The organism is Exiguobacterium sp. SH1S1, assembly GCF_004337245.1.
GTDB lineage: Bacteria > Bacillota > Bacilli > Exiguobacteriales > Exiguobacteriaceae > Exiguobacterium > Exiguobacterium aurantiacum_A.
Window position 1 is genome coordinate 1 of the sequence record NZ_SJUZ01000003.1, and the last position, 19,054, is coordinate 19,054.

Consider the following 19,054-nt stretch of genomic DNA (forward strand, 5'->3'; position numbering starts at 1 on the left):
CTCGACCCAGGTCTGTTCGGCCTGTGGCGAGAACGGCGGCAAGAAGGACCTGCACGTCCGCGAGTGGACATGCGCCGTATGCGGCACGCACCATGACCGCGACGTCAACGCGAGCCTCAACCTGTTGGGTCTCGCCGACTGAAACACTCCAGGGCAGGGACTGCCCGACGAGCTTGGTCCACAACCGTGGCTGGTCAAAGCACGGTCTTCCCAAGAAGCTCCCACTTCAAGTTGCGAAGCAAATAAGTGGTGAGTAGTTCACAAATATGCAAAAAAAAGCCACGTTCCTATGAACGTGGCTCCTTAACAGCGATCTAGCTATCTAGATCCCCATGTTTGGTTTGTCGACAACGATATGGCGTTCCATTTCTTCATCTACTATCTATATTACCACACTCGTCACGAGTTTCAAGACAAAATTAAAAAGGATGACCCGAAAGTCATCCTAACGTTTAAACTGCGATTTCGGCATACATGTCTTTTAACTGTTTCGTCGCGGCTTCATCCATTTGAAGGGCGACGAGCTCGACGAAGCGCAGGGCTGGATCGGTATCACCTGACAAGGCGACGATTTCAGCAGCCGCACCGTCAAGTGCGAGTAGAATTCCTGAAACACCTAGCGTCGGGTAGTAACGGAGCAACGCCCGAACATGCTTCATCTCGGAGACGTCATTCCCATTAATTTTAAGTGATTTTACAGCCAGCTCTTTGTGCGTGCCAATTGCAAATTTATCTTCCCATACCTCTTCAAGTGTGATCAACGCTTCCACATCATAGGCACCATCTGTGAAACGAACTAGTTTTTCCATGTGACATATCCCCTCTCGTTTATCTACTCTTATTATAAAAAAGATTCGGCGGAATAGTTTGTGAAATATTGAACATTATGTGTAAACTTTGTCTCACTTCATGATTTGATAAAAAAAGGCCCTTCCGAGGAAGGGCGAATAATGGAAGAGTAAAACACCATTGGCAGTACATTAATAATATAACATCGAATGTAAACGTTTACAATGTGTTTTTGAAACTTTTTTCAAGCGGCATATGTAAGACGTCAATCCCGCTTTCCCGCATCAAATCAAGGCCATCCCCGTGCTCATAACCGACAGCGTACACGACTCGGGCCACGCGCGCCGCGATGAGCGCGAGCGAACAAGAATGGCATGGTGAATGGGTCACATAAGCCGTAGCACCGAACGCGTTCGTCGAATCAGCGGCCAATTTCCCGATCGCATTGATCTCGGCATGGATCTCATGTTGTTTTGACCAATTGTGATGTTCGAACGGGTCGCTACATTTAACAAATGTCACACCTTGCTCGATGATGCGCACAGACGGCTCGGTCAAGTCGACCGTATCATCCGTCACATATTCGGCTCGTTGGTAAAACCCGTCATCACGTTTTAGAAAGATTTCATTACAGTTCGTATGTCCCGGCGGTGTCCCATTCAATCCGATCGAGATCGGTTTCTCATCTTTGACGATGACACAGGCGACACTCTTCGAGGCACATTTCGAGTGCCGTTCCGCCATCATATCGGCGAACTGCAACCACGTCTCGTCCCACAATCGTTGTTTCTCCATCCTGATCCTCCTCATGGAAAAAGAAAGTCTGAATGCTCAGACTTTCTTTTTAGTATCCAGTCTCTTTTGGCAACTCTTTATTCTTTGAGGCAATTTCGATGACTTTTTCTTTCAGTTCGTGCTCCATCCGATCGAGCTCACGTTCAGCCTCACGACGCTTCTGCTTGCCTTCCTGTTGGATACGCAGCGTTTCGTCGAGCGTTGACAATAGATTCTCGTGCGCGACTTTGAGCGATTCGACCGAAACGATCCCTTTTTCGTTCTCGGTTGCGATCTCGATCGACGAGTCTTTTAACATTTTCGAGTTTTGTTCGAGCAGTTGGTTCGTCGTCTTCGTGACGTCTTGCTGCATCCGGAGTGCCGTTTTCTGGCGCGTCAAGCTGAGAGCGAGGACGACTTGGTTTTTCCAAAGCGGAATCGTGTTGACGACAGCCGACTCGATTTTCTCGGCTAAGATTTGGTTATTTTGTTGGATGACACGGATTTGTGGTGCCATCTGCAGACTGATCGTCCGACTCAACTTCAAATCATGCAACTTCTTCTCGAACCGGTCTGTCAGTTGAATCATATCGTTTAGCTGTTGCAGCTTCACTTGATCTCTCGTCGTTTCGACTTCTTGACGGAGCGGCGTGATCTCGTGATCGCGAACGTGGTCGAGCTTCGTCTCACCGGCTGCGATATAGACGTTCAATTCTTCGAAGTAGCGCTTGTTCTTGTCATACATTTGATCGAGCATCGTAATGTCCTTCATCAGACCGAACTTGGCTCGGTCGAGATTGTGAATGACTTCTTCCAAATAGACGTTCATTTTTTCAAATTGAAGCTTATAATTTTCAGCTTTCTTTTTCGCTCGTCCGATGAGCGGCAAGTTGTCCATAAAACTCTTCTTCTCCGGTTGAAGCATATCCGGGTCCATCTTCCGAACGTTTTGCATCAAATCGGACAGTAACTTACCTGCGTCACCACCGTCTTTCATGCGGACCTCGGTCAAAATCTGGTCAGAGAATTGAGATAGTTCCCGTTGGACGTTCGATCCGAATAACATGACGGAGTCTGTTTTTTTAATATCGATCGACTCGGCGATCCGGGTGATTCGTTCCCGGTGTTGTTGCGGCACGTCGGCTTTCGGTTGGATGGCCGGCACCTCATGTTTTTCTGTCATCGCGGACCAATCCACAGACGGGTCAGAGATTTCCTCTGTCTCGGTCTTTGTTTTTGTCTGTGAAGTGAGCTCTTCTTCTGGCCATGACTGCCAGTTCGTTTCATTCGATGAAGTCATGTTTTTTTCTCCCTTCCGGTTGATCTGCCAATACCCGTTCCATCATGATCAATTCGCGTTCGAAGTCGACAGCGTCGTCTTCGAGCAGACGGCTCCGTTGCTCTTTGAACTTATCGACGATGAGCCGCATATTGGTGATCAGTTGCTCTCGTGTCTCTTCTTGAATGACGACACGTTTTCCTTCTAGTTCTTTAAATTTCAAGACGACGGACACGAGCGAGTCCAAATAAAACGTGAACAGATCTCTGACGTGCTTCGCGTCTTGAGGGTTCTCGAACAATTCGGCAAACAGTTCGTGGGCCTCTCTCGAGACCGCCTTCATTTCACGACGAACTTCGACATCTTTTATTTCAGGCAAGATACGATCGATCTGCTGGAGTTTCTCGTACCCTTGCTCGATCGTCCGTTGTAAAAATTGTAGTTCCAAGTCGTCTGTCGCTTCGAACTGACGGACCGGTGCCACATCTTCCATCGGCTTAAGGATGCGAGAACCGACGAACGGTTCTTCTTCATCGAGCAGCAGTTTTTTCTTCGCCCGTTTCGCTACCGGTGCGGGTGCCCGCTTACGCCGTTTGTTACTCGACCACACCTCGTTCAATACGAGCGCCCCGACGATGATAAACAGCCAGGAGAAATCAAACACACTTATGGCAAAATACAGGATCGCCCCAGTCAGGGCCCATTTCATCCATGTCTTCATCCTTGTCACCTCGTCTCATGATACTTCTATTGTACCTTACGTGAACCGTCAACAAAAGTTTCGTCATCTTTATAAGCTTAGCATAATGACGACGTTCACTCTCTCGGTCGCAAGTACGAAAAAAAGCAAGGGGAAGTTCCCCTTGCTTAGCTGATTACCCATGTCGAGACCATAACGATTGCGACCGTCACCGGGATGACGTAACGAATGAGGAAACGCCATACCGGATACAGTTTAGCGCCTGTCCCGGACGTTTTAATCTCGTCTTGCAAAATACGCTCATCGACGACATGTCCGACAAAGATCGACGTGAGTAACGCACCTGTCGGCATGAGGATGTAACTGACGACATAGTCCATCGAGTCAAAGAACGTACGGCCGTTCAAGAACTGCAACTCACTCATCAGTCCGAACGATAAGGCCGAGGGGATCCCGACAGCGAACACGATGGCCGCCGAGAGGAGTGTGACGTTACGCTTCGACATCGTTTGTTTCTTCTCGTTCAATTTATCCGTCACACCGGCGACGACGACTTCGAGCATCGCGATCGAAGACGTAATCGAGGCGAACGTGAACAATAAGAAGAACAATACCATGAAGAAGCCGCCGAGTGGGACTTGGTTAAATACGGCCGGCAACACGACGAACAGGAGCGCCGGGCCTTCTGCCGGATCGAGCCCCGAGGCGAAGACGGCCGGGAAGATGGCGAGCCCCGCTAAAATTGAAACGGTGACGTTCAACAAGACGATCATATTTGCCGAGCGGTTAAGCGTCCCTTTCGTTTGAATGTACGAGGCGTATGTGAGCATCGCCGCCACCCCGAGCGACAGCGAGAAGAACGCTTGCCCGAGCGCGAACAAGACCGACTCGCCGGTCAGTGCCGAGAAGTCAGGCTGCAAGAAGAAACGGACCCCTTCCATGGCACCGTCAAGTGTCAACGAGCGGATGACGAGCACGATGAAACTGACGAACAGGAGCGGCATTAAAATCTTGCTCATCCGCTCGATTCCGCCTTCTACCCCTTTCAAGACGATGAGTAGCGTGATCAATAAGAACAAAAATTGTCCGAAGACGGCAATCCCAGGAGATGCGACGACGTCCGCGAACACGGTCCCGAACTCGTCAGGTGACCGGCCGCTGAGCGTCCCGCTCAAGCCGAGCCCGACGTAGATCAACACCCATCCACCGATGACACTGTAGAATGATAGCAGTAAGAAGCAAGCGATTACGCCGAGGTAACCGACCAATGTCCAACGGCGATGGCCAAGTTTTTTAAAGGCAAGGAGCGCCGTCTTTTGCGTCGAACGCCCGACGATGAACTCACCAATGAGAAGCGGCAGACCGAGTAAGAATGTGAATGCTAAAAACATGAGTAAAAAGGCGCCGCCCCCACTTGTTCCCGTGACATATGGAAATTTCCAGATGGCACCGAGACCGATTGCGGACCCTGCGGCCGCTAAAATGAATCCAATTTTTGAGGCGAACGAATTTTGCGCCATTACTATCCCTACTTCCTAATTTCATTTCATTTTCATAATAATAGTGAAATACTAACACGGTTCAGAAACGAGAACAACAAAAAACAGAGAAAAGTCTGAATTCTTTCCTCTGCCTTCGTAAACGATTATGGGACGAGAAATGTCAGCTCATTCGGCAACACTTCAATCTGTAAATGATCCGTCTCAAAGTGTTCACCGTCCACATCGATGACTTGTGGCTCACGTAAAAACACATCAAGTTGCTCCATTTGGAGATGGACCCATTCTGGCGACGACTGTTCGAGTCCGAGCTGTTGCGTCAATAGCTGACGAATCATCGGGAAGCCGATGGCCGAGCTATGGACGACTTCGACGAGACCGTCCGTGAACGATTGCGTCGCGAGCTTCGTCGGGACCGTTCCGAGATAGGCACCGTTGCCGACGTATAGAAAACTGACGGCCCCATCGTGGATGACCTCGCCCGCCCGCTCGATACGGACCTTGAACGGATCGAGTTCGCGGAACTGACGGATCGTCGCTAAAAAGTATCCGATCGAGCCGAGCGTTTCTTTTTGGAGCGGATCGATCTGTCGGGAAGCGTCCGCGATCAATCCGACCCCGACAAAGTTGAGACCGAACCGGTCGTTGACACGCATCACATCGACCGATTGCTGCTCGCTCATTTTAAACAGGCGAGCCGCCTCAATCGGTTCGACAGGCAGATCAATCGCCCTCGCGAAGTCGTTGCACGTCCCCGCCGGTACGAGACCGACGCTCGGACGTTCGTCACGAGGCAACGCCATCAATCCGTTGACGACTTCATGAAGCGTCCCATCCCCACCGATGACGATCAAATGATCGAACCCACTGCTCGTTCGAGCAAGGTGCGCTGCATCCCCTTCAGCTAGCGTCTTTCGGATGAGAATCTCTTGATACATCGACTCGATTGTCCCGACCACTTCGCCGAGCATCGTCTCGCTCGCACCTGACTTCGGGTTCGAAATGATCATCGCCTTCATAGTAGACCCGCTTGTTCCAAGAAGTCTTCGGCCACGTCGTAGGCCCGTTCTTTCCCGTAAGCGACCCGACGGTTCAATTCAGACATCTCTTCGTCAGTGATGAGTCCGCCCAACTGGTTGAGCGCGTCCTCGATTTCCGGATGTTCTTCAAGCGTTTCTGCTTTCAAGAGTGGAGCACCTTGATAAGGCGGGAAGAACTGTTGATCGTCTTCTAACACGAGCAGGTCGTTTTCGGCGATATCCGGGTCGGTCGCATACGCATCGACAAGATTGACGTCGCCCCGTGCGATGGCGCGGTAACGAAGTTTCTGCTCCATCGAAACGACAGAAGGGAAGTCAAGTCCGTACGCTTGCTGAAGTCCTGGATATCCGTCTTCACGGTCCGTGAACTCGAGCGTGAACCCGGCCTGGATGTCATTTTGCACGCTACGTAAATCAGAAATCGTCGTGACGCCTTCAGTTTCCGCATAGTCACGCGGGATCGCGATGGCGTACGTGTTATTGAACTGCATCGGTTCAAGTAAAGCGAAGCCGTCGTCTGCTAGCGCATCCCGTGCTTGTTCGTACACTTCACGGGCATCGTTTGAATTCGGTGTTTCTTTCACTAAACTCGCGAGTACCGTCCCGGTGAATTCAGGATAAATATCGACATCACCGGATTTCAACGCTCCCCATACGAACGTCGTCTCTCCGAAGTTCGGACGGACCGATACGGTCAGATCCGTCTCTTCTTCGATCAACAGTTTGTACATGTTCATCAAGATCTCCGGCTCGGGACCGAGCTTCCCGGCGACGACGAGGTCGGTCTGTTGGGTGCGTCCCAATGCGAGCGGTGCTGCGATAATTAACGCCAAGACGGTCGATACGGCGATCAGCTTCGTCTTGTTGCGGGTCGCCGTCGCACCTTCCATTTGACGGAGCAAGAAGTCGAACAGTAATGCGAGAATGGCTGCTGGAATCGCTCCGAGCAAAATCAAATAGTTGTCGTTTCGGTTAATTCCAAGCAGGATCAACGTCCCGAGTCCGCCTGCTCCGACGAGTGCCGCCAGCGTGGCTGTACCGACAATTAACACCATCGCCGTTCGAATCCCGGCCATGATGACCGGTAGTGCGAGCGGTAGTTCGACTCTCATCAAACTTTGGTTCGGTTTCATGCCGCAACCTTGCGCGGCTTCGATCAGTGACTTATCGACTTCGTTCAACCCTGTGAACGTATTGCGAAGGATTGGCAACAACGCGTACAGAACGAGCGCAATCGTGGCAGGAAGTGCACCGATCCCAACGAGCGGAATCATAAGACCGAGTAGAGCCAAAGAAGGAATCGTTTGGATGATGGCGGTGAAGCCGATTGCCGTTTCAGCCACTTTTTTACGCCGCGTCAGCCAGATACCTAGCGGGACCGCAATCAACACCGCAATCAAAAGGGAGACGACAGAAAGTTGTAAATGCTCGATTAGCGCTTCGACCAATTCCCCGCGTCGGTTTTGGAACGTTTCAAGCATCTACCTCACCTCTTCCGTGTTGTGTAAAGTCGAGCACGAACGGATCATCACTCGCTCGAATCTCGTCAGGCGTGCCGACGATGACCAGTTTCCCGTCACGCATGAGAGCGATCCGGTCCCCGAGTTTCATCGCCTCCTCAATGTCATGAGTGACGAACAGAATCGTCTTCCCTAACTCATCGTTCAACCGTTTGATGTCATCTTGGAGCTGGGCCCGACTGATCGGATCGAGCGCCGAGAACGGTTCATCCATTAAAATGACTTCCGGGTCGGCCGCGAGCGCTCGCAGGACGCCGACTCGTTGTTGTTGACCACCCGACAGTTCAGGCGGTTTTTTAGAACGGAGGACAGGGTCGAGACCGGCGATTTTCATCAGTTCGGTCACACGGTCTTTCGTCTTCGTCTTCGGCCATTTCAATAGGTCCGGAACGACGGCGATGTTCTCTTCGACCGTCAAATGCGGGAACAATGCGATTTGTTGGAGCACATAGCCGATGTTGCGTCGCAGTTCATAAATATCGAACTGATAGATTTCGCGCTCATCAATCAGGATTTTCCCGTCAGTGTGGTCAATCAGACGATTCACCATCTTCATCGTCGTCGTCTTGCCACAACCTGATGGCCCAATCAATACGAAAATCTCTCCTTTTCGTACCGTCAAACTCAAGTTTTCGACGGCCAATGTCCCATCATCATAACGCTTGGAAACATTTTGAAATTCAATCAACACAATCCCTCCTCGGCTTTTCACATTATATGAAAGTCAAATATTAGTTTGCCCGTTTCCAACGATTGTTAAACAACAAAAGGTTCTCCCGCGGGAGAACCTTTTCGTTATGGAAGTGTGATGGTAACGTGGCGACGACCCCAATTGATCGCCTCGCTCTTCGTATCGACGAGTAGATCGACGATGTTGCCTTTAATGCGTCCCCCTGTATCGAGAGCGATCGCTTGACCGATGCCTTCGATCTGTACGACCGTACCGAGCGGGATGACGCCCGGATCGACGGCGATGATGCGCATGCCGTTATAAAAAATCGAATCCGTCACGTCGTGTCCCGTCGCCGTCAACACCCGGCCCCCGTATGAGCCATTGTCTGCCGCATCATTCGTGTAAGCTGTCGACTCGGCTTGAATGACGCGCCCGCTGCTTGTCGAGACAGGTGTCGCCACAGCGTTTGTCGTGGCTTGCTCTGCTTTCGCTTGCTTTGCTGTCGCTTCTGCCTGGCGTTTCGCTGCTTCTGCAAGCCGCGCTTCCTCAGCCGCGATTCGCTTGGCTTCCGCCAACCGTTTCGCTTCCCGCTCTGCCTGCTGCTTCGCTTGTTCTTCTGCCACTCGTTTCTCTTCAGCGAGGCGCTTCTCTTCCGCGAGTCGCTTTTCACGCTCGATTTTTTGTTGGCGTTCAAGCTCGATCGCAATCCGTTCCAATTCAAGCGGGTTTTGTACGATTTTCTGTTCTGTTCCGATTCCAATTTGAGCGGCGTGGGCAGTCGTAGATACCACGAACGTACCGGCTAGGACAAACAGAAGCGTCATCATATATTTTAAGAATGTCATTGAAATTAGGTCATCCCTTTCTCGTCTTCTAACGAACAGGAGTAAATTTACCATGCCGTCTCGAACCCGAGAAGTGGTTTTGACGAAGTGAAATATTGCTGACATATGGGCGAACGCTTAGTTACAGATTGTAACAATTGCCGAAAACGTTGCTATACAAGCGACCTAACAAAAAAATTACAGATCGGTTACAAACGTTCTCGTAACAAATCTGTAATCTTTTTGTCATTCTGTTTCAGCTTCGATTGGACGTAAATCATGAGCCCGGACCATCCCCCAAGGCGCCACATCGACTTCAACTTCGAACGTTTTCGCACCTTCGATCACAGCTTTCTCGTCCTCGGCGACACGGTATGAACTCATGTCGGTGATGAAGACTTGGCGATCGTAATATTCAGCCCGCGTCCCACCAAAGAACGGTCGGGAGCTGACCCGGTCGATTGTGGCAAAACCAGCGTCATCCGTTTTGAATGAGACGTAGACCGTCCCGGAATCGACATCTTGTCGCCCTTGCAACGAATCGAACTCGAGATAGACGTAATCCCCAAAAAATGGGTCATACGGCTCGTACGACGTCGCTTTGAACGTATACGACTGGCCGAACCAAGACACCGCATAAACGAGCAAGATAAAACCGATGGCAATCAATACTTGTACGATCGGTACAAGCCAAGGAGTGATTCGTTTCATGTCCGAGCATCCCCTCTCGTACGGCTACGCCACCACAACGCGAGCGACAACGCGAATACGATCAACGCCCCGATCAAGAAGAAGAGCGAGATGTCGAGCCGGTCCCAAACATAAATGAAGTAGATCGTCATTTGGACAAGCAAGAAATAGATGAACGCCAAAACGATCGGTTTCCGCTCATGGTCTTGCATGATCAAGTAAGCGAGCGCCACCACTTCAAGCAAGATCGCGAGTAAGATACCTGAATCTTCGAATAGCGAGAACGGGATGACCGCGAGTAGGCTCACCCACAGCAAATCGGGGCGACGATGTGTCAAGTACACAGCCACGAGGACGACGGAAAGCAGCGTGGCCTCGATGACGGACGGCTGACGTTGAGACAACCAACCCTCGGTCGCATTGACCAAGTAACCGATGGACAAGATGGCAGCGACGAACAAGTAGAGATACTGCCACTGAGCCCGCTCCCGGTAGACGAGGAACAGGATATGCAGTGCTGCGAGTGCCCAAAGCGGCCAAAACCGTCCCTCGTAATCGATATACTGACCGATCGTGAGCAACAGTCCGTAAAAGCTGAACCAGGCGAAAATCCGGTCGAGCTCGTTATCACCGTAATGGAACCAAACCCACGTCACGAGCAGGCCGAACAGGATGAGTGTGATCCCGATTCCTTGAAAACTGTTCGTGACCGCTAAAAAAGCGGCTAGCGCTGCGATGAACGTGAAGATCGGGTGCTTATAGATCAGTTTGTGCAGGACGGCGACAGCAAAGAATAGCCAGAACAGAAGCGGTAGTTGCGAGGAAAGATTATACGTTGTGAAGATGACAATCATCGTGGCGACGAAGAAAACGACGCCGAGGACGCGGAACAACGTCACATACCGAGGGGCTTTCACTTGAAGCCGCTCCGCTGCTACGTACATCCCGAGCATGAAGACAAGGAATATGGATACTTTGACGAGGTCTGGGATCGCTTGCCAGTTGGCGGCGACAAAACTGAATAGACTAAGGGCGAGCAGGATTGATCCGATAATGACAAGAATTGGCGGTTTGTGCTCACGTTTGTCACTAACCGCCAATTTCTTATATTCAAAATCAATCAACCGTTGACCGGTCGTTTCATCTAGCAAACCCGCCTCTTTCCATTCACGAACTTTTTTGTCAATGGACACCTGAATCATCCCTTTCGGTTAAAAGGTCAGCTGGCGCGTTCGATCAATTCCAATTCTTTTTTCAACAAAACTTGTTTCTCAAACTCGAGGCCGAGCTGTTGATATTCCTCCATGATGGAAACGTCCCCGATGACCGTATTCGTTAATACGGCAGTCACTTCTGCGACCCATCCTTCACGAGTTGACTTGACGATATCACCCACAGCGAATTCTAAAGACACACCCATTCACTTCCAATCTTAAATTTGTTTTTATCATTATAACTAAATTATATAGGTTTGAATACGTTTTCTTTTGTACATTTGATGAATTGTGACAAAATTTTTCCAGTCAATCCCCAAATAATGTAGTCTTCATGTTCGTAAAAAGGTTCTCTCATTTTAATTACCCGTTTTTCATACGCTTTAGCGTTCGCCATTCGGTCAAACGGAATATTTTGATCCGGATTCATCGTCCATTCCATCTCGCCGTGAAACGGATCAATTAACAGTAACGTTTCGACGGGAACGGTGAACAAATGATCGACTTCATCCGTTTGACGTACGTCCGGAACTGTCGGAATCATCCCGACAAACGGATAGATGAGTTGACGGTGCGGCGTGGCGAGCGGCTGTAAGCGACCGATGACCTCGATCGTCTCGAGCGGTACCTCGAGTTCTTCACTCGTCTCTCGGACCGCGGCCTCGACAGGTGTCTCCCCTCGCTCGAGCCGACCTCCCGGGAACGAGATCTCTCCAGGTTGGCGCCGCATCGTATGGGCCCGGACTTCAAAGACGACGTGCCAGACGTCATCGATTCGCGTCAACGGGATCAAGACGGCGGCGGTCTGTTCATAATTCTCTTCCATCGAGAAACTTTCTCGTAATTTCGCTTCAGTAACCCATGATTGTTTCATGATTTTCAACCTCGCTCTCTCTGTTTTACAGTTCCACCAGCGTCTCCTCGTTTAAACGTGGCAAATGTCGGAAATATCATTATTAATGATAGGAGATGGTGGAATTGGTTCAACAAGTTGATATATTGATCGTCGGGGCGGGGCCGACAGGACTCACACTCGCTTTGACATTAGCCAGATATGGAATCTCTTTTGAAATCATCGATCGAAAAACGACGCCTTCGAACAACTCACGGGCCATCGGGATTCAGCCGCGAACAATCGAAGTGTTTTCACGCCTTGATGTCGCCAAAGAAGTACTCAGTCGCGCCAGAACAATCGAAAAAGGAAACTTATACTTTTCTGGGCAGTGGACGGCCAAACTCGAGTTCTCACGTCTCGTCACGCCTTACCCGTTCGTCACGCTATTGCGACAAAACGAGACCGAGGCCATCTTAGAACAGGCGTTGAACGACCACGGGCACTACGTCAAGCGCGGCGAGTCACTCGTCTCGTTGACCCACTATCCGACACGTGTGCTCGCCCATCTCGAATCCGACTCGAACCGCACGATCGAAGCCAAGTATATCGTTGCGGCCGATGGCGCCAACAGTTCGATTCGCCGTATGCTCGCGCTCCCGTTCAGCGGGAAGTCGTTCAAAGAGTCTTGGGTGTTGGCCGATATGAAGGCAAAATGGAACATCTCCCGTGAAGAAGTACACATCTTTTTCTCGGACCGTGGCGTGTTAGAAGTATTCCCGCTGACGGATGACACGATCCGGATTACCGGTAATCTCGCGAGCGACGAATCATTCAGCGAGGCCGAGTTGCACGAATTGGTCGAGCAACGGAGCCACATGCCGGTAGAAATCGACGAGGTCGAATGGTTTTCGCTGTTTAGGGTGCACAATCGCATGGTCGACTCGTTCATCCATAACCGTGTCATCTTAATGGGCGACGCGGCGCATATCAATTCGCCCGTCGGCGGCCAAGGGATGAATACGGGCATCGCCGACTCGTTCAACCTCGGCTGGAAGCTTTGGCTTCATCTGAAAGCAGGAGCGCCGTTCAGTGTCGTCGACACATACCGGGACGAGCGTGAACACGTCGCCAGAAACGTCTTGCAGACGACGAACGTCGCGACCGAAGTGCTCCAAACGACGCTACCGATTTTATTGCCGTTTCAAGCAGTCGGAGCGGACGTGTTCACCCGCGTCAATTTGATTAATGAAAAGATCACCGAACGAATCGCCCAGCTCCACTTGTCTTACCCTGGGCACTCACGTATACCGTTCATCCGGGTCGCCGAAGGAAAGATCTTTCCCGAGATCGAGATGATCCGATCCGATGATGGCCTTCGTCAAAAGATCTCAGAAGTCGCCGATGGCCGCTTCCAAGTACTTGTCCTCGATGACGGCAAACGTGACCCAAGTGAGTTATATGAATACTTGAACGCTCATCAATCATTCTTCCAAATCATCACGTTGTCTAAAACAAGCCGTCCTTTCTTTGACCAAGGCAACGAACTTGCGAAATCCTTGTTCATGCGCCGGGGTGTCCTCGTCATTCGACCGGACGGATACTTGCTGCATAAACAGCGTCATATGCGACCTGAACCGCTACGTGACAAACTGTCGGTCTGGTTACCGTCTTAAGTCAAAAGCTCCACTCGTGAGAGTGGAGCTTTTGTCAGGATGGTGCATTGTAATAAAGTGTCCCCGGTTTCGATAGGGTCAAGTCATAAAACGCCTCGAACGCTTCCACGTCCTCTAATTTCCGAAAATCGACTTTGTCCGTCTGTTCGTTCGGAATCGCAACGATGATGCCATCGACCGTCGATTTGATCATGCCCGTCTGTCCGTTATGGATTCGAATGTAGAGCACGTGCTCACTTTGCAGTAATTTTACGGCTTCACGCCGTGATTGTATCGTCGTTTTCACAGTCATCCCTCTCTTCTTTTCGAGTATACGGTCCGCCGCTGTTGCTTTCAACCGTTTCCCCCTTTAAAATTGTGTAAAGAAGGGGTTGAATGTGTTGGAAACTATATTGATTATCGCGCTTGGCGCGCTGTTCGTCATCCTCGTGACAATCCGGACGATTCGTAACTTGCAATGGGTCCGCTTTGGTGAGGCGTTCGGGAAGCAAGGTGAGGAGTTACTCGAGGATTATACCTACTTGACAGAAAAAGGCGTCACGTGCCGAATCGAACAAGGCTTGCCGACCGGGCGCTTGTTTAAACCGCTCGCCAAAAACCTGGATGACCGGGTCGCCTTGTTCGTGCACCGAAATGATGAAAAAAAAGCAAAAGAGCTACTAAAGTAAAAAAGGTGCCGCGGCACCTTTTTTACTTATGTAACTGGCGCTCTGAACAATAATAAGCGATTTGCTTGATTGTCGCCTCGGATAGGAGCTCGAGTTTCGTCTTGGCGATGACTTTGTCGATCGCTTCGAACGAGTCTTCGCAGTTCGCTTTAACACGTTCGACTTTAAGACGTGACGCTTCTGGAAAAATTAAAAATGACGTGACCGGTACGGCCTTGCCGCATTCTTTTTTTAATAGGCTCCGAACTTGTTTCGTCATCTGCTCGAGCCCTTCGACTGGATGCGGATAGATGTTTTTCCACCCGAGTGAGGTTTCTAACCGACACTCTCGGTTCGTCACATGGACGGCCGTCGTCGTCCGATTGATTTGGACTAAAAAGACGCCTTTCGGTCCGACGAGCACGTAGTCGAGCACGTTGTCACCGATTTCGACCCGTTCAATCATCATCCAATCGAAGCGACACGTGTGCCGAATGATTTCTACAATCTCATCCGTATACGATTTCGGCGGCAAGATGACCTCTTCTTTCGTTCGGAACAATCCTTTCGTCTGTCGTTTCACCGGCTCTTTCTTGACGGCCGTCAACACTTGTAACATCTATTCCACCTCCTCTCGTTATTCGCTAGGTCCGACTTGTTTTCCGAAGACGGCCTTTTCTAAGTTTGAAATCCGACGCAACATATCGTAGTTCGAGGCGACAGGTTGGGCCGGTTTCACCGGCTCGGTCGGTTCGCTTGAACCACGGCGCAACGATTCGTTCTCTTGTCGCAAACGTTCGATCTCTTTCGCCATCTTCTCATAGTCCCGGATGACGACGTCTAAAAATTGGTCGACTTCTTCTTGCGAGTAGCCGCGGAGGGCCGTCTTGAATTCTTGTTTATAGATTGCTTCGGCTGTTAATTCGGTTTGCATAGTCTTCACTCCCACTGTTGTTCCCACTGTTTTTCTTCCTCGATCACACGCAGGTCGTCTTGTGTGATCATGAATAGTTCCATCTGGTGTTTTCGTTTAGCCCCTTCAACGAGGAAACGGGGGCTTCCTCCCGTCTCTTCGTCATACAACGTAATTAATCCTGCTGCCTTGTCTAAAAAGAACGCTGTTTTTGCGCGCAGCTGACTCGGGTCTTCATAAGGACGTTGCGTGAGCGGTTCAAAAAAATCGGCTTCGAGCCGCAACTGGCTGAATAACTCTTGTTCATACGGCTTATACCGTTCTTCCATCTCTAAAAATGGCGGAAACACCGCGATTTTAATCGGGTGTGTTTCTCTTAACTCTAACAATACTTGTCCTGCCCACAATTCACAACCGTTCGTTCCACTGAAGATGAACCATTCGGCCCCGAGTTCGATTGCTTCTGTGATCTTTCGGCGGTACGCTTCTTGGATGATCTCGATGCCAGGATGGTCAGCTTTGAAGATCCCAAGCTCATGGGGCCGATACCCGGTAATCGCAACAACTTTCATAACCTCTTCCTTTCTAACCGAGCTAGACGATGGTTGAGCGCGTGTTGCTGTTTTTGGACGGTCTGTTTCAAGACCGTCTTTTGCTGTTCCACGATCGCAATCGCCTGCTCGGTATATCGAATGGCTGACACGACATCTTTTTGCTGATGTTCTGCATACTTGGCTAGCTCGACCAACGCCTCGGTCGTCCCGACTTCTTTGAAAAGAGGAAGCGCTTCGACGATGCGGCCGGTCCGCTTTAACAGCAGCGCTTGACGCATTTTCGCTCGTTTTGTCGGTTGCTCGATCCGTTCATACTGTTTGAGTGCCTCGTCCGTACTCCCTAGATCGTTCAACCAATGGGCCCGCTCTTCTCCAAACGTCGGCTCGTCTGCTTCGACGAGGTGACAGAGCCGCTTATAAAGCGACACGAGGCTCAAGCAATCGGCGTGATGGTGCTCGATGACCGGTTGTAAAATATCAGGGTCCCGCTCTTTGACGTATTGAAAGTAATGCATCGGGGCGAGAAAACCTGGCAGATCGTCCGTTCGGGCATGTCCAAAATGGGCCTCGACCGCTTTTAACGAGACCGACTCGAGTGTCGGCTTCAACAGACGCCTTGACGCATGCAACAGATCGACATGACCGACGGCGGGCAACGCCTTCACTTTCGTCCGGACGAACGTATGACGCGTCTTGATTTGCGGCCAATCGAACGATTTTCCATTGTACGTCACGAACCGGATCTCGTCGCCGATGTCATTGAGAAAGTGATAGTAGAACGCCGTCTCAAACGCCGGGTGCGGCAATACGTACTGAATCATCTCGAGATGGTCTGGCTTGAAGCGGGCGAACCCGATCAAAAAGATGGACGTCCCGGCACCACGGAGCCCGGTCGTCTCCGTATCCATGAACAACACTTGGTCATACGGCACGTCGACCGTGAAGAACGGATGGTCTGCCGTCCCGAGGGCACGTTTCGCCGCGTCGAACGTAAAGTCGTGATACGTCGCTTCAAGCGGATAAATCTCTTTCAAGCGCACGCACCACTCGCTTTCAAACGTCAAGATCTCGCCACCTCGCGCGATCCACTTGGCTTGCTCCGCGTCATCTGGTGTGACCGTCGCTTGTTTCGGTTCATTTGTTTTGATGAGTCGTGATAGCTTCGCTTTCATATCGTCCCTTTCAATGCGGTCAACTGATTGACAACTTGGTCTTTAAAGTCACCGTAGCCGATCATCCCGACGCAACGTGGGCATCCGCTCACACACGGACAATCCTCGACCGTGCGGATTGCTGCGTCTAAAATTTCAGCGGCGTCTCGGAAGAGCGCTTCGCTCAAGCCGATACCGCCCGGATAGCGGTCGTACAAGTAGACGGTCGGTTTATTCGTATGGGTCGCTTTCATTTGAATCGTCGTGAACAAGTCGAGCGTGTCGCACATCAAGTAGAGCGGGGCGAGCCGGCGCAACAAGTCACTGACGGCCTCGAGCTGATCTTCCATATCGGCTTCCGAGTAAGCGAACCGGTCATCGAGCGTGAACCAGGTCGACGTCGTATGCAACTCCCGTTCCGGCAAGTGGATCGGACCAGATCCGATATTCTCATGCGTCCCGAACTTGATTTTCTTGAACAGCGTCGCCATTGCGATGACCGACACTTCACCGAACGTCTTGGCACCGCTCGTCTTGTTTTCTTCTAGCACTTTTAACTCCACAGCCAAGTTTGCGTCTGTGTAGTAATCGACATCGACGCGCCGCACGTACGCTTTCTTCTCTTCAAAATCGAGTTTCTCGACTTGATATTGCTCGGCCCCATGCAAATAGATCGCCTCGTCGTGAAGCAGCGTCATCGCACTGAACGTGTCCATCTCGCCGATGACTTGATGTTTCGCCGTCTGGTCGACGATGACGACGTTCTCTTGATCGCTCGTCCGCAGCGAGATGTCGTGGGCCGGGAAGGCGTCCGTCATCCAATAGTATTTATTGGCACGCTCATGCAAGATTTGCGCGTCCGTCAAGAAATCAAGGATATCCTCGGTCTCGACCGTACCGAAACGCTCCCCTTTTTGGAACGGGAGCTCGAAGGCGGCGCACTTCATATGATCGACTAAAATGATCAAGTTGTTCGGGTCAAGACGGGCCGCCTCAGGCGAACGCTCTAAAATCAGGTCTGGTTGCTCGACGACGAGTTGGTCGAGTGATGACGACGAGGCGACGAAGATGACGAGTGATTCCGACTGGCGACGGCCGGCTCTTCCTGCTTGCTGCCAGAGCGAGGCGACGGTGCCGGGATATCCGTTCAATACGCACGCCTCGAGTTGACCGATGTCAACACCGAGTTCGAGCGCGTTCGTCGAAACGACGGCTTTGATTTCACCGTTCCGGAGCCTGCGTTCAATCTCACGCCGCTCTGACGGAAGATAACCGCCCCGATAACCGACGATCGACTTCGGTCCAAGTTCACGTCTCGTCAATTCTTGCAAATACGTCAATAGCACCTCGACACGGACCCGTGACCGAGCGAAGACGATCGTTTGAATATCGGCCTCGACAAGTTTTGATGCGATCCGCTTCGTTTCGAGCGTGGCACTCCGACGAATCCCGAGCGCTTCATTGACGACCGGAGGGTTATAGAAAATAAGGTGTTTTCTCCCTTGCGGAGCTCCATTATTGTTGACGAGCGTCACTTCTTCCTCGGTCAACAGCTCGGCCAGCTCGACCGGGTTCGCGATTGTCGCGGACGTCATGATCCATTTCGGATAACTTCCATAGTAAGCACAGATTCGTTTGAGCCGCCGAAAGACGTTGGCGACATGGCTCCCGAATACGCCGCGATACGTATGCAGTTCATCGACAACGATATATTCGAGGTTTTCAAACAACCGGATCCATTTCGTGTGATGCGGCAAAATTCCTGAGTGAAGCATATCCGGGTTCGTGATAACGATGTTGCCGGCGTCCCGTACTTTCGTCCGCGCTGCCGGCGACGTGTCCCCATCATACGTGAAGCATCGGAGGTCGCCTTCGAGCGCCTCGACCATCTCCATCAAATCGCTGTTCTGGTCTTGCGCGAGCGCTTTCGTCGGATACAGATAGAGGGCTCGTGCCGTCGGTTTCTCAATCATTCTAGACAGCACGGGCAAATTATAGCAGAGCGTTTTACCAGAAGCTGTCGGCGTCACGATGACAGTCGAGTTCCCACGTGACGTCTGTTCGACCGCTTCGGCCTGATGCGTGTACAATTGCTCGATGCCGCGACTGTTTAACACCCGGACAAGATCGTCTGGGACGCTCGACGGGATGGCCGCGTATCTTGCAGGTTGTGCCTCGACCGTATGCCAGTGTGTGACATTGGCGGAAAAACTCGGGTCGGTCTTTAATGTCTTAATCATCTCTTCGACGGAACGTTTTTTCCGCATAGTGCTCACCAA

General features: G+C 51.1%; 21 protein-coding genes and 1 pseudogene. 3 read left to right on the plus strand and 19 right to left on the minus strand.

The genetic code is table 11. The features are described from left to right. Positions 1 to 142 (plus strand): zinc ribbon domain-containing protein (locus tag EVJ23_RS07660; RefSeq protein ID WP_145963265.1); only part of this gene is annotated, 142 nt, incomplete at its 5' end. A gap of 310 nt (positions 143 to 452) precedes the next feature. Here EVJ23_RS07660 and EVJ23_RS07665 read toward each other — a convergent pair. The 13 genes and pseudogenes from EVJ23_RS07665 to EVJ23_RS07725 form a co-directional block, all read right to left on the minus strand. Next, positions 453 to 809 (minus strand): hypothetical protein, encoded by a 357-nt coding sequence (locus tag EVJ23_RS07665; RefSeq protein ID WP_070327393.1) that lies wholly within the window; start codon positions 807 to 809, stop codon positions 453 to 455. A 199-nt stretch (positions 810 to 1,008) separates the two neighbouring features. Continuing rightward, a complete protein-coding gene (locus tag EVJ23_RS07670) occupies positions 1,009 to 1,584 on the minus strand; it encodes a deoxycytidylate deaminase (protein WP_131465208.1) in 576 nt (191 codons plus the stop codon). Positions 1,585 to 1,633: 49 nt separating this feature from the next. Continuing rightward, positions 1,634 to 2,863 carry a toxic anion resistance protein gene (locus EVJ23_RS07675; RefSeq protein WP_131465210.1) on the minus strand — a complete coding sequence of 410 codons (1,230 nt, stop codon included), beginning with the start codon at positions 2,861 to 2,863 and terminating at the stop codon, positions 1,634 to 1,636. Next, positions 2,847 to 3,563, minus strand: a complete 717-nt coding sequence (locus tag EVJ23_RS07680; protein WP_016509957.1) for a 5-bromo-4-chloroindolyl phosphate hydrolysis family protein — start codon at positions 3,561 to 3,563, stop codon at positions 2,847 to 2,849. The genes EVJ23_RS07675 and EVJ23_RS07680 overlap by 17 nt, the downstream gene beginning before the upstream one ends. Positions 3,564 to 3,709: 146 nt before the next feature. After that, complete coding sequence (locus EVJ23_RS07685) at positions 3,710 to 5,062, minus strand: sodium-dependent transporter (RefSeq protein ID WP_070327396.1); 1,353 nt, start codon at positions 5,060 to 5,062, stop codon at positions 3,710 to 3,712. Positions 5,063 to 5,187: 125 nt separating this feature from the next. Next, a complete protein-coding gene (locus EVJ23_RS07690; protein ID WP_131440138.1) occupies positions 5,188 to 6,060 on the minus strand; it encodes a diacylglycerol/lipid kinase family protein in 873 nt (290 codons plus the stop codon). After that, positions 6,057 to 7,562, minus strand: a complete 1,506-nt coding sequence (locus EVJ23_RS07695) for an ABC transporter permease/substrate-binding protein (protein ID WP_070327398.1) — start codon at positions 7,560 to 7,562, stop codon at positions 6,057 to 6,059. Before EVJ23_RS07695 ends, EVJ23_RS07690 begins: the two co-directional genes overlap by 4 nt. 58 nt (positions 7,563 to 7,620) lie before the next feature. Beyond that, a pseudogene (locus tag EVJ23_RS07700) lies at positions 7,621 to 8,289 on the minus strand (ABC transporter ATP-binding protein); the annotation flags it as partial. A gap of 107 nt (positions 8,290 to 8,396) precedes the next feature. Further along, positions 8,397 to 9,119, minus strand: a complete 723-nt coding sequence (locus EVJ23_RS07705) for a 3D domain-containing protein (RefSeq protein ID WP_131465212.1) — start codon at positions 9,117 to 9,119, stop codon at positions 8,397 to 8,399. Between the two features lie 225 nt (positions 9,120 to 9,344). Continuing rightward, positions 9,345 to 9,809 carry a GDYXXLXY domain-containing protein gene (locus EVJ23_RS07710; protein ID WP_016509950.1) on the minus strand — a complete coding sequence of 155 codons (465 nt, stop codon included), beginning with the start codon at positions 9,807 to 9,809 and terminating at the stop codon, positions 9,345 to 9,347. After that, positions 9,806 to 10,990 carry a DUF2157 domain-containing protein gene (locus EVJ23_RS07715; protein WP_070327402.1) on the minus strand — a complete coding sequence of 395 codons (1,185 nt, stop codon included), beginning with the start codon at positions 10,988 to 10,990 and terminating at the stop codon, positions 9,806 to 9,808. Before EVJ23_RS07715 ends, EVJ23_RS07710 begins: the two co-directional genes overlap by 4 nt. A 17-nt stretch (positions 10,991 to 11,007) precedes the next feature. Continuing rightward, positions 11,008 to 11,208, minus strand: coding sequence for a DUF2187 family protein (locus tag EVJ23_RS07720; protein ID WP_035386447.1), 201 nt, complete (start codon positions 11,206 to 11,208; stop codon positions 11,008 to 11,010). Between the two features lie 41 nt (positions 11,209 to 11,249). Further along, complete coding sequence (locus EVJ23_RS07725; RefSeq protein WP_083274014.1) at positions 11,250 to 11,876, minus strand: NUDIX hydrolase; 627 nt, start codon at positions 11,874 to 11,876, stop codon at positions 11,250 to 11,252. A 95-nt stretch (positions 11,877 to 11,971) separates the two neighbouring features. Between EVJ23_RS07725 and EVJ23_RS07730 the strand changes: the two genes are divergently transcribed. Then, on the plus strand, positions 11,972 to 13,510 hold the full coding sequence (locus EVJ23_RS07730; RefSeq protein WP_131465214.1) for an FAD-dependent monooxygenase: 1,539 nt from the start codon (positions 11,972 to 11,974) through the stop codon (positions 13,508 to 13,510). 34 nt (positions 13,511 to 13,544) lie between these two features. Here EVJ23_RS07730 and EVJ23_RS07735 read toward each other — a convergent pair whose 3' ends face one another. After that, positions 13,545 to 13,796 (minus strand): hypothetical protein, encoded by a 252-nt coding sequence (locus EVJ23_RS07735; protein WP_236633386.1) that lies wholly within the window; start codon positions 13,794 to 13,796, stop codon positions 13,545 to 13,547. A 91-nt stretch (positions 13,797 to 13,887) separates the two neighbouring features. Between EVJ23_RS07735 and EVJ23_RS07740 the strand changes: the two genes are divergently transcribed. Continuing rightward, entirely contained in the window at positions 13,888 to 14,178 is a 291-nt protein-coding gene (locus tag EVJ23_RS07740; protein ID WP_236633730.1) for a hypothetical protein, read from the plus strand. A gap of 22 nt (positions 14,179 to 14,200) precedes the next feature. Here the strand turns inward: EVJ23_RS07740 and EVJ23_RS07745 are convergent, their stop codons facing one another. The 5 genes from EVJ23_RS07745 to EVJ23_RS07765 are packed head-to-tail and all read right to left on the minus strand — an operon-like array spanning position 14,201 to position 19,042. Then, positions 14,201 to 14,776: a nuclease-related domain-containing protein gene (locus EVJ23_RS07745; protein ID WP_070327404.1), complete on the minus strand. Its 576-nt coding sequence runs from the start codon at positions 14,774 to 14,776 to the stop codon at positions 14,201 to 14,203. A gap of 18 nt (positions 14,777 to 14,794) precedes the next feature. Next, positions 14,795 to 15,091, minus strand: a complete 297-nt coding sequence (gene gpsB / locus EVJ23_RS07750; RefSeq protein ID WP_051121542.1) for a cell division regulator GpsB — start codon at positions 15,089 to 15,091, stop codon at positions 14,795 to 14,797. A 5-nt stretch (positions 15,092 to 15,096) separates the two neighbouring features. Further along, positions 15,097 to 15,642, minus strand: coding sequence for an SLOG family protein (locus EVJ23_RS07755; RefSeq protein ID WP_016509942.1), 546 nt, complete (start codon positions 15,640 to 15,642; stop codon positions 15,097 to 15,099). Continuing rightward, complete coding sequence (locus EVJ23_RS07760; RefSeq protein WP_070327405.1) at positions 15,639 to 16,796, minus strand: ribonuclease H-like domain-containing protein; 1,158 nt, start codon at positions 16,794 to 16,796, stop codon at positions 15,639 to 15,641. The genes EVJ23_RS07755 and EVJ23_RS07760 overlap by 4 nt, the downstream gene beginning before the upstream one ends. Continuing rightward, positions 16,793 to 19,042, minus strand: a complete 2,250-nt coding sequence (locus EVJ23_RS07765) for a DEAD/DEAH box helicase (protein WP_070327406.1) — start codon at positions 19,040 to 19,042, stop codon at positions 16,793 to 16,795. The genes EVJ23_RS07760 and EVJ23_RS07765 overlap by 4 nt, the downstream gene beginning before the upstream one ends. Between the last annotated feature and the right edge of the window lie 12 nt (positions 19,043 to 19,054).